The organism is Yaniella soli (assembly GCF_054782375.1).
In genome coordinates, this window is record NZ_BAAGSP010000033.1 from 21367 (window position 1) to 32487 (window position 11121).

Annotated in this window: 5 protein-coding genes and 1 pseudogene; 4 read left to right on the forward strand and 2 right to left on the reverse strand. The window is 58.0% G+C overall.

Annotated features, from left to right (window positions below; translation table 11 throughout):
* Positions 1–37: 37 nt before the first annotated feature.
* A complete protein-coding gene (locus ACYVJT_RS13505; RefSeq protein WP_343957756.1) occupies positions 38–2011 on the reverse strand; it encodes a serine/threonine-protein kinase in 1974 nt (657 codons plus the stop codon).
* A 486-nt stretch (positions 2012–2497) separates the two neighbouring features.
* Between ACYVJT_RS13505 and ACYVJT_RS13510 the strand changes: the two genes are divergently transcribed.
* The 4 genes and pseudogenes from ACYVJT_RS13510 to ACYVJT_RS13525 all read left to right on the forward strand — a co-directional run bounded on the left by ACYVJT_RS13510 (position 2498) and on the right by ACYVJT_RS13525 (position 10580).
* Positions 2498–2779 (forward strand): pyrophosphorylase, encoded by a 282-nt coding sequence (locus ACYVJT_RS13510; protein ID WP_343957758.1) that lies wholly within the window; start codon positions 2498–2500, stop codon positions 2777–2779.
* A 123-nt stretch (positions 2780–2902) separates the two neighbouring features.
* Entirely contained in the window at positions 2903–8416 is a 5514-nt protein-coding gene (locus tag ACYVJT_RS13515) for a DUF6531 domain-containing protein (RefSeq protein WP_343957760.1), read from the forward strand.
* An 8-nt stretch (positions 8417–8424) separates the two neighbouring features.
* Positions 8425–9102 carry a hypothetical protein gene (locus ACYVJT_RS13520; RefSeq protein WP_343957762.1) on the forward strand — a complete coding sequence of 226 codons (678 nt, stop codon included), beginning with the start codon at positions 8425–8427 and terminating at the stop codon, positions 9100–9102.
* Positions 9103–9410: 308 nt separating this feature from the next.
* Positions 9411–10580 (forward strand): annotated as a pseudogene (locus ACYVJT_RS13525) (ISL3 family transposase).
* A 96-nt stretch (positions 10581–10676) separates the two neighbouring features.
* Here the strand turns inward: ACYVJT_RS13525 and ACYVJT_RS13530 are convergent.
* Positions 10677–11121: cysteine hydrolase family protein (locus tag ACYVJT_RS13530; RefSeq protein ID WP_499418472.1), on the reverse strand; the 445-nt coding region annotated here is incomplete at its 5' end.

Genomic DNA, 11121 nt, shown 5'->3' on the forward strand with positions numbered 1-11121 from the left:
TTGCGTGTCATCGTTGGAGGCGCCGACGCTCGAGTCGTTAGTCCCGCGTCGTGATGCTGAACGGTGAACTTTGCAGGCTGGTGAAGTTGCCGACCGAAGCGTGGAGTTGGCATTCCGGGGCCACGGACAGGGCGGTGACCGTCAGGCCGTCAGACGATATGGCGACGGCGCCGGCACAGCTATCTGAGAATCGTACGCCGTCCTCACCGCCAGCAACATCTTGCAGCATTTGCGACGGGGAACCCGAGGAGGGACTTTGATACAGCGGGTTCATTTCATCTTCGCCGCTTGGCCACACCGGTACCAACGTAATTGGGAGCGGGGTTTGTGACACGGTGCGTGACGGTGTTTCGACTCGGATATCTTGGAGTCGTTGTACGGGATAGGCCGTTGAGGAACTGTCGGGATCTTGCAGCGTGGTCGTCGTGGCGGTTGCTGCATCGTCTAACCAGGCGCTGAGGGCTTCTTGGTCCGTCACGCTCGCCGGGAAGGATGCCGTCACGGTGGTCTGGTCGTTGGCTGGGATCTCAATGCCTTCCAATTGCCAACCGCAGTCGGCGCTCAGCCCGGTGCTCGACGAGGGGTGCTGTCGTCCTGTGGTACCCTCCCAGGTCACCGGCGGGCACGCAGAAGATTCAGGATCGGTGGCCGGAATACTCTCAAAGAATTGGCCAGATAGCGGCGCATGCTGGGCGGCATACGTGATTTCCAGGGTGATGCGCTCGGTTTCTGGGTCAAAGCTCGCCCGGCGTTCGACGGATAAGCCGGTGGGTAGAGGCTGATCCTGCTGGCTGGCTTCCACCTCATTGTCGGATGCATCATCAGCCTCGCTTGCATCGCCGGTGAACAACCAGATGGCACCAAAGACCACGGCGGCCAACAGGATAATGCCTGCGATGCCCAGCAGGATGTTCTTTTTGGTAAACCACGTCAGCTGCTCATCGGAGACTTCTGTGTCTTCATCCTCGCTCGGCTCTGGCACGTGGTGTGCCGGCATGGGTCGCAGGACAGTGTGCTGGGGTGCAGAGCCAAGCTCAGGTGTTTGCTCTGCTACCGGAGATTCCATCTCGGGCGACACATTGGTTTCATGCAGCAGCTCACTGCGAAGCATGGTTTGGGGACGCTCGATTTCAGCGAAGTCGTCGGTGGTATCAGCCGGTGGCAGCGGTGGCAGATCACGGTATTTTGGTTCTAGACGCCGCAGGGTGGCTGCGGCCTCTGCAGCCGTTGGACGATCGCGTGGATCCTTGGCTAAGAAGTCATTGAGTGCGCGCCACAGTTCGCGAGGGATCTCAAGTTCGGGTGGCAACGCGGTGACGTGCCGATACGCCACGGTGAAGTCGGTGCCTGGACCATCAAACGGTGTTCGTCCTGCCAACAGTTCATAGAGCAGCACACCCGTGGAGTAGATGTCTGCGGCAGACGTGGCATGACCGTGGCTAATAATCTCCGGGGCCATATACTGCGGTGTGCCGAGCATGCCGGATGTTTGGCGCCGTCGGGCGCTCACAACCGAGGCAATACCAAAGTCGGTCACCTGGACGGTGTCGGTATGGCCGGGCTCCCAGGGCTGAGATAACAGCACGTTATCGGGTTTGATGTCCCTGTGGGTGACTTGCTGACGGTGAGCTTCGGCCAAGGCGTCGAAAACCTGTGCGGTCAGCATGAGTGCTTCCGCCGCCGGCAACGGGCCATGAGAGGCCAGCAAATCCCGCAGTGTGCCACCAGGAATGTAGTCCATCACAATGGCAAGCGTGGTGCCTTCCACCACGAGGTCACGCACGGCCACTATGTGCGGGTGTCGTAATCCGATGAGGACGGAGCGCTCGCGGATGAAGCGTTCCACAAGATCAGCGTCGTGTGCGTGTTCGGACTTCAACAACTTCGCGGCGAAAGTTTTATCCTCACGCGTGGATTCAGCCAGCCATACGTCACCGACTGCTCCCGAACCAATGTGTTCGACAAGACGATAGGAGGCGCCGAGTGCATTGCCTGCTTGTGGTGTCGACATGTTGCGCCCCTCCTTACCGTCTTTGGGCTCTCTTGGAACCATTGAAATGGTATCAACGCCTACTAAAGCTACACGAGGCAGAGGCCGGGCTGGTGTGATCACGAAAGGTGACCTCACACGACAACGTGCAAGACGGTCGGCCTCGTGCAGCGTAGAACAATTTTGTATTAAACTTCGGTAAAATTCCGAAGCATTCTGGATGATCTGCAAGTCACGGCCGAGTGTAAAGCAAAACTCTATGCAGCACCGACGTGATTTCAATATCCTGATATTGCCCGAGTATCGCCCCTAGTCATCACAGTGTTTGAGCGGTCGACAGACATTTTCCGGCGGCCAATCTGTGTTGACTGAAGAGCTCGTAGGAGCCGATGTGTCCTGTCGAGTCATGTTGTGACACGCGCAAGGACTGAACCGAAATCTTTGATTTCGTAGAAAGTGCCCGACTTTGGGTGCGATTCCTTTTGTCTTTTTGTGAGGAGAATTTTTATGTCACGTGTGTTGTCTACGGAAGAAGCGAAGACTGCGATTCGTCAGATTCAGTCGATCGTTAATGGTGGTTTTACCGATCAGATTACCCAGTTGGATACCCAGGGCCGTGTGTTGTCGGATCCAAATGTTTGGGATGGCCCATTAGCCGAGAACTTCCGGAATGCGACGTGGCCAGAGACTAAGTCTGCTTTGGATTCCGCCAAGCAGCAGTTGGAAGAATTGCGGAACCAGTTGGATCGTATCTCTCAGGATATTTTCACCGCTGGTGGCGGCGCGTAAGTACTCCACGACAGGCCGGTGTGCCCGCGATGCTAGACACCTGCGCGGGTGCGCCGGTCTTATCATCCGTTAAATGGGCGTCTTATGGCGCGAACTAGGTGAATTGAGAAGGCGAGAACAACTATGTCGGGTATCGACGGCAACGAACCAACGCGCTATAACTATGCGGCAGCTGACACGTTAAAATCGAACGCCGAGACATTGGCTTCGGCTCTTGACGGCCAAAGTGGTTCGCGTGCATCGTACGCCTCGACGGCTATGGACGAATTTCGCGGCTACTTTTCGGAAGTCTTCTCAAGCAATGCCGATGTCGCGTCACGGAGCCGGGAAGCGCTCTCGTCCTCATTGAGTAGCCTGGCAGGCTTCGTTGCAGAGCTCAAAGATGCCGCCGAAGCTGAGGATCAACGTCGCGAAGAAGCCCGTGCCTGGGAAGAGCGCCAGCAAGCTCGCGAAAGTAATGCTTTTCGTGCCGGGTGGCATGACTTCACTTCCTTCCTCGGTTTTGGCGATGATCCAAAACCGCCCGACCCAGAACCTGAACCGCGACTAACCGCTGAAGAAGTCAATGTGCAGGGACGCGAGGTGCGCGTTCCCGGCGGGGGATCGTCAACGTCGTCGGCCAGACCCGAAGATTTGCGGAGTTTTCAGACCGGCATCCAAAATCTTGATGATGCACTGGCCACGAACTTCAGCAATTTCGAATCAGCACTCAACGCGTATGAGTCGTTCTGTAACGGTCGATGGGGCACCTTGAGTGCACAGTCCCTCGTCTCGGCATTGCGTGACTGGTTCGAAGCAAACAGCCAAGACGCGGACTGGGCCGGCGAAGTGGCGGCCGCATTCGAAGACGCCGATAATTCCGATGTGACGACGATCGCCGATGCGTCGATTGCTGCAGCCCTGGCATCTGCTGGCGTTGATGCGCACCGCGATGATTTTACGATCGAACCGTTTTCAGCAATCGGTACACCTCCCACCACCGGGTTTGCTGATGACCCGGTCAACACGGCAACCGGAAACTTCTTAGAACCCGAACATGACCTCCAGTTTGCCGGTGCTGCCGCTTCGCTGGCGTTCAATCGCATGTATAACTCCCTGGATGACCGTACCGGGGTATTTGGCCCGGGCTGGTCGTCCATCGTGGACACTCGCTTAGAAATCGGTGACGAAGGTGCGAGCTTTGTCATGGCCGATGGTCGTCAGATCGACTTCCCACGCGCCGGTACCGGCTGGGATCGCGCGGTCGGCGAAAATTTCTGGCTCACCGAACGTCCCGCCGCAGAACTCACCGCCATTGATCATCATGTGGCGATAGATAGGGTGCGGCTAGTAACCGATAATGCCGGTGGCTGGTGGGCGTTTAGTCTTGCTGGCGCCTGGTTAGGTACCGGGCATGGCCCAGGCACTGCGGTGAATGTCGTCCGCGATGACGCTGGGCAGATCCTGCGCTTGAGTCATGAACGTGGCCGATTCATTGATATCGACTATGTTGACGATCGTGTGGCAAGCCTTAGTGCTTCGGACGGTCGGCGCATCCAATATCTCTACGACGAACAGCGTCGATTGATCGGTGTCACGGATGCTGTGGGTACCCGGACCTACCGGTGGAACGAGGCCGGTCTGGTCGATCAGGTGGTCGCTGCCGATGGTGTGGTTGAGGCCGAAAACTTTTACGACGACCACGGCAGGGTGACCCGCCAACTGACCCCGTATGGCCGTAGTGTGCGGTTTGCCTATCTGCGCGGCCGGGTCACTTCGGTGTCTACGGACGACGGGACCGGTGCCAACACCTGGATCTCTGACCGCAAAGGCCGCGTCGTTGGCATTATTGATGCTGATGGTCGTCGCCAATCGATGGCCTATGACCCACAGGGCAATATCGTCTCCTCCACGGACCGTGACGGTCAGGTGACCGTGCATGTCTACGATAATCGCGGCCGCATTTCCCGTACTGTCACTCCCGAGGGCGCGGATATTACCTATGGTTATGACGACGCCGATCGTGTGACCACCGTGGTGACGGCTTCTGGTGGAGTCGTCGAATATGAATACGCCAACGATACTGACCGTAACCCCGCGGTGATCACCGACCCAGAAGGCGGCCGCACCGAATTGACCTGGGATAACGGCCTGCTTTTGGCGGTCGTGGACCCAGAAGGTGTCCGCCTGGCGTTTCGCTACGACAGCCACGGTGAGCTGATCGCTGTGACCAACGCCGTCGGTGACACTGCGCGGATGGTGCGCGATCAGGCCGGGCGTGTAGTCGAAGCAATCACCCCCATGGGCGCGACCACTCACTACCATTATGACGACATCGGCCTGCTCGTCGCCCGCCAGGAGCCAGACGGTGCGATCTGGCGGTTCGAACACGGTGCCGGTGGCAAGCTGACCACGATCATCGATCCCTACGGTGCTCGAACCGAACTCGGCTATGGCGTCCACGGCGAACTGGTGACCACCACGGACCCGCTGGGCCGAACAATCACCAAAGACTTTGATGAATTCGGCAACATCGCAAAAGTTCTCCTGCCCGACGGCGCTGAATGGGGCTTCACCCACGATGCGCTATCGCGACTGCGTGAAATTATTGACCCTGCCGACGGCGTGTGGAGTCGCGATTACGACGTCAACGGTCAACTAGCCGCCATGGTGGATCCAACCGGAGTGCGCAACGATGTCACCCGATCGCGGACCGACGGTATCGCCACGATACGCAACGCTTTTGAGCACACCACGGTTGATGCCGACGAATACGGGCGGCCCATCCGCGTGGCACAAACCGATGGCACCGAAGAACTCATCACCTACGATGCTTGCGGTCGCCCAGTCGAATTGGTCGACGCAGATGGCGGACTGACCAAACTCGAACGCGACCTCGCCGGACGCATTACCACACTGACCACACCAAGCGGCCAAAGGACCCGATATGAATACGATGCATGCGGCCGGCCGGTAGCAGCCACCGACCACACCGGGGCGCGTACCACCCTGACCTATGACGCCGCATCGCGTGTCATCGCTCGAACGAACCCGGCCGGCGACGTCACCACGATCGACTACGACGCCGCTGGCCGTGTGACTCGAGAAACCATTCCCGGCGTTGGGGCAGCCCGCTACCGGTATGACAAACTCGGGCGTATCGTTGGCGCTCAAGATTCTCGCTACGGCCAGCGAACGTTCGGGTACGATGCCGCAGGGCAGTTGATTAAAGTTGTCAACGGTGTCGGCGGCGTCACTCGGTATGAATACGACCAGCGCGGTCGGATGGTCAAGATCATTGACCCGACCGGTGGCGTGACTAAGCGCACCTATACGCACTTGGATCATCTCGCTTCCTCGACTGACCCTTTGGGCCGAGCCACCACCGCAATCTATGATGCTGCTGGTCGCCAGCTGTCGCAGACCGATCCAGATGGCAACATCACAGAATGGACCCACGACGAGGCCGGCCGCGAGACGGGGATGAAGGTCAACGGGTGCTGGATCGTCCAGCTGGCACCTGATGCTCGCTCACGAACAACAACTATCGCCGACTATACGCACGATGACCACGAGGTCACCCACACACTGACCTACAGTCGCCTCGGGCAGCTCATTGAACGTGTCACCGCCATCGATGGTCAGGCGCGCACCACGCAGTGGGATTACGATGCCGACGGCAGACGCACAGCGCTGGTGGATGCCGATGGTGCACGCACCGAGTACCAGCGCGATATGACCGGTCGGATCAGCCAGATCAGCCACTCTACACTGGGCGACATCCAGCTGGCCTATGATGCTGCCGGGCGCATTCGCGAGGCACGAGCCGGGAATCAAATCCAAACGTGGGAACACGTGGATGGGTTCTCAGCCGTTCACACGCGCACCGATCCTTCGGGAGTATCGGTGACCCGCATTACCCGGGATGACTCCGGCCGGATCGTCCAATTGGATGGCCCCGATGGCATCACCGAATACCTCTACGACAACGCCTGTCAACTGACCCACGCCAAAAGTGCCGCTGGGACATGCTCCTGGACCTATGACCTGGGCGGGCGCCTGGTCAATGAGGCAACACCGGCAGGCCAGCGCGCACTGGATTACGATGCCGCCGGTCAGTTGGTGACCGTCACTGAACCCGATGGCACCCAGGTCGACTATCACTACGATGGCCAGGGTCGGCGAGTCCGCGCCGCCAGCACCGAAGGTACTACGCATTATTCGTGGGATGCCCGCGGCTGGTTAGCCAAGATTATCGACCAGGACGCTGAGGGACAACACCGGACGGATCTGTGGGTTAACGCGCTCGGCGAGCTGGCTGAAGTTGATGGCACTGGGTTGCAGTGGGATATTGCAGCCGGGACGCCAAACCTCATCGGGGTTGAAGCTACCCCGGTGTTTCAAGGTCCAGCTGGGCTAACCGGTGTAGGAAACCAGTGGGAACCTTCTGGTTGGCGTGCGGCTCGTGCCACTGCGACGGACGATCCGTGGCAGGTGTTGGCTGCGGCGTCTGGTGCCAGCGGTGGCCTGCCTGGTGGTCTTGGCCTGACTGCCGATGGTGGGGTCCAGGTTGCTGGGCTGGAATGGATGGGCGCTCGCGCTTATGATCCGGTAGCTCGTGGGTTCTTGTCGGTTGACCCGTTAGCGCCGCCGGTCGGTGCGGGCTGGTCGGCGAATCCGTATTCGTATGCGGGCAACGACCCATTACATGCCATCGACCCACACGGATTAGCACCGGTCACCGATGCTGAACTCCAAGCCTACTCGGAGAGCCTGCAGGGACCATTGGCGAATGCAGCGGGTGCAGTCGGCGACTGGTGGTCCAATAACTGGGAATACGTCGCTGCCGGTGCCGCGATTGCGGTGGGAGTTGGGGTGATGGCCACCGGCGTTGGTGGACCACTGGGAGCTGCCATGATCTCTGGTGCGCTCATCTCCGGTGGGGTTTCAACCGGCACGCAGAAATATTCCAACGGTAGTGTTGATTGGGCAACCGTCGGTAAAGAAACCCTTATTGGCGGTGCGATGGGTGGTCTGGGAGCCGGAGCCTCGAACCTGACGAGCTCACTGTTGTTGCGACAATCCTCCAGCGTACGAACTGCAGCTGCGACGCACGCTAGTCAAAGTACGGTCAGTCGGGCGGGCAATGGCTTCACCGCCATGTTAAACGGCAACACGAAACTGGCTGCTGCGGCCCGCATCGAGGCCCGCACCAGCCAAAATATGCAGGTAGATAACCTCGTGCGCAGCGTTGCCGGAGATACTGTCTCAACTATGACGACCGCCAACGCAAGCTATCTGACCGATGTTGCAACCGATTCGAACAAGGACTTTAGCGTGGAAGGGCTCATCGTAGCCAACGGAGAAGGTCTCTTTAAGTCAACTCTCACCGGTACGATGAACTTTGGCACCGGCGGCTTCAGAATATCAAACGACATGCCGACTTCGAACGGTCTTGGCGCATTCAGTCGCGATGTCGGTACGAATATGGCAACGGATTCCTTGACGAACTATGTTGGATGGCAAATGCAAGATCATGTTCATGGTGGCGTGACATCGCAAGATCGAACTGCCGATACCTTCAATTCTGGGTTGACCAACGTTGGATCGGGTCTTCATCAGAGTTTCCCGAGCTTACATATCCATCAGGGAGGTTAGTAAAGCCCATGGTTGAACCAGTTCAGCTTGGTCGCGGTGCGGCGTTTGCTGCTGGGGCCGCGAGCGGTTCTGTGCAGCGCAAGTTGCGCAAGATGAGCGAGCGCCCTGAGGATCCTCGGGTGTTTTCGCAAGCAAAGATTCTAGTGTCTCTAGGGTTGCCGTTGAGTGTGATCATGACTGCCACGATGTATTTTCCGATCAGTGAGTATGTTCAGGGCTCTAGCGATGATGTCTTTTCGGTGATCATTCCGGGGCTCATTACCTTGGCCTGTTACACGCTGTTAACGCAGGGGCTTTTCCGGCGGTTTGGTGTGGACCATGAAAAAGTTTGGACACGATTCGGCAAACTGTTTTACCGACAGGTCCGGTTTGAAGACATCGATCGATTTGATGTGGGAAACCAGCGATATAAGCTCTACGCAGGGGATACGAAAGTCAATGTTGACTATAACCGGTTTGATTACTCGTTGGTCTACATTCAATTGCTCGAAGAACTTCAACATCGCCGATTTAAGATTCAAGCCGTCAACGTCGATGACCCAGAATGGGAAGATACCGCCCAGGCGCATCGCAATATGTTTGCTTCCGATGTCTATGAAAATCATCAAGCATTCTATGAAGCCCACCCCCAAGAGCTCGAACGGCTGCAAAGACTCGTGCAACCGCCTAGGACGTACAAATCGTAATCGTGAGATATGGCGACGCCGAGCATTTTCATGCGCCACCGGATCAATGACCGACCGAACCTGCACCTGCTACCGGCAGAAGCACGCCTATGTGTATGAAAACCCGTTGAGGTCTGCATAACAACGCCAGGCACTGACTGTTGATATCTTGAAGATGCTGTGTCGCACCCTGGTTGCTCGTTAATTGGCTCTTCGGAATTTTGGGTGTAGATCGGTTTTGTGATTGGGGTGTGTTGAAGGGTTAAAAGTGTCGAGATCTTTCGATGATGGAAGTGACGAAACTAGCCATCGCAAAGAAAGACCTCGACGTGTGCCAGCCTACCTTCTTGCGCCCAGATTTTGATGCCTTTTGCATGCTGAAGAATTACGGGGTGACCATCACCGGTCAACACGTCACCGCTGAGTCGGCGGCTTTGGAGTGTCGCGTAGTCGACACCGATCAATTCTGTCGCCACTGCGGGGCCCAGGCCCGGGCTCGAGGCAGTCTGGTCCGGAAAGTCACCCACGTGCCCGTGGGGTGGCGACCAACCCAGCTGCATCTACGGTAACGCCGCTACCGGTGTGATGCATGCGCTTGTGTCTGGCAGCAAGATACCTCCAGTGTGGTCGCCCCTGGCGAGAAACTGTCCTATCCCGCCGCGTTGTGGGCGTTGAAATCGGTGGTCATCGACCGCTTAGCCATCGCCCGGGTAGCTGAGAACCTTGGGGTCTCCTGGCACACCGCCAACGACGCTGTCCTGGAGACTGGCCGGCGGTTACTCATTGCTGATCCCAACCGACTCAATGGGGTACGAGTATTGGGCGTCGACGAGCATGTGTGGCGCCACACCCGGTGGGGCAACCGGTATGTCACCGTGGTCATCGATCTGACCCCGGTGGCAGATGGCACCGGACCTGCACGGTTGCTGGCCATGGTCCCGGGCCGATCCAAACAAACCTTCATCACCTGGCTCGAGGCTCAGACCAGCGCCTTCCGGGCCGCAGTCGAAATCGTGGCCATGGATGGGTTCACCGGCTATAAAACCGCAGCTGCTGAAACCCTGCCAGAAGCCACCACCGTGATGGACCCCTTCCATGTCGTCACACTGGCCGGTCAAGCCGTGGACAAGGCCCGACAACGGATCCAACAGGACACGCTGGGGCATCGTGGGCGCAAGGGAGATCAGGTCGTGAAACAGACCACCCGAAACGAGATCGACTACGCGGCATCTGGCTTCAGTGGTGAAGAGGAAGCGCGCGAGTACTTTGACCCGATGCTCGCTCAAGCTCAAGATGTTCCCGGCTATGAGCAGACCATGGAATATGGCGAAACTTCCGCGGTGGAAGAACTCGTCATTGACTACAGTGTGGCCGATCCGAGCGACCTCGCCGAACTGCCCGGCTATGAGGCATCAGACAACATGGACGTGGCTGATTACGTCAGTCTGGAAGAGAGCCGCCAGCTGCTCTTGAATAGTGGGTTTACCGAAGTCGAGTAACCCAGCTGCCGGCTAGCTCTGCGATGCTTTGCCTTGCAGCGCGGACTCGACGAGGTTGCTCATTGGTGTGGCGCTGCCATCGGTGATGGCCTGTTTCTATGCTTCGGTGGTTGTGACTGCTGCGAAGTTTGAGTGCAGAATCGTCATGATGGTCTCGTGCACGCGCTGGGCGGGCACGTCACCGATCTCATTGGAAATATGAATCGCGCCGGTCGCATCCGAAAGCACTTCGGCACTCATGCCGTGGGGCTCAGCGCCTTCGGCCGTCCCGAGTACGCAGTTGTTGGTCATGTAACCGGTGATCGTCACGGTGTTGATGTCGTGCTGCTGGCACCATTCGGCAAAGTCCGTGTCATCATAAACACTTGCGAACTGCTTGGTGATGCGCTTGGTGTCTGGGCGCAACCGCTCCTCGATCTGCGGGTGCAGCGCAAAACCAGCTGACCCCGTTAGCTTATAAGTACACCAGATATCCGGCAGGATGGATGGTGGGCCGGTCCGGTTCTTGGGCATGATCGTGTGCCCCCAGTCATTGATGATC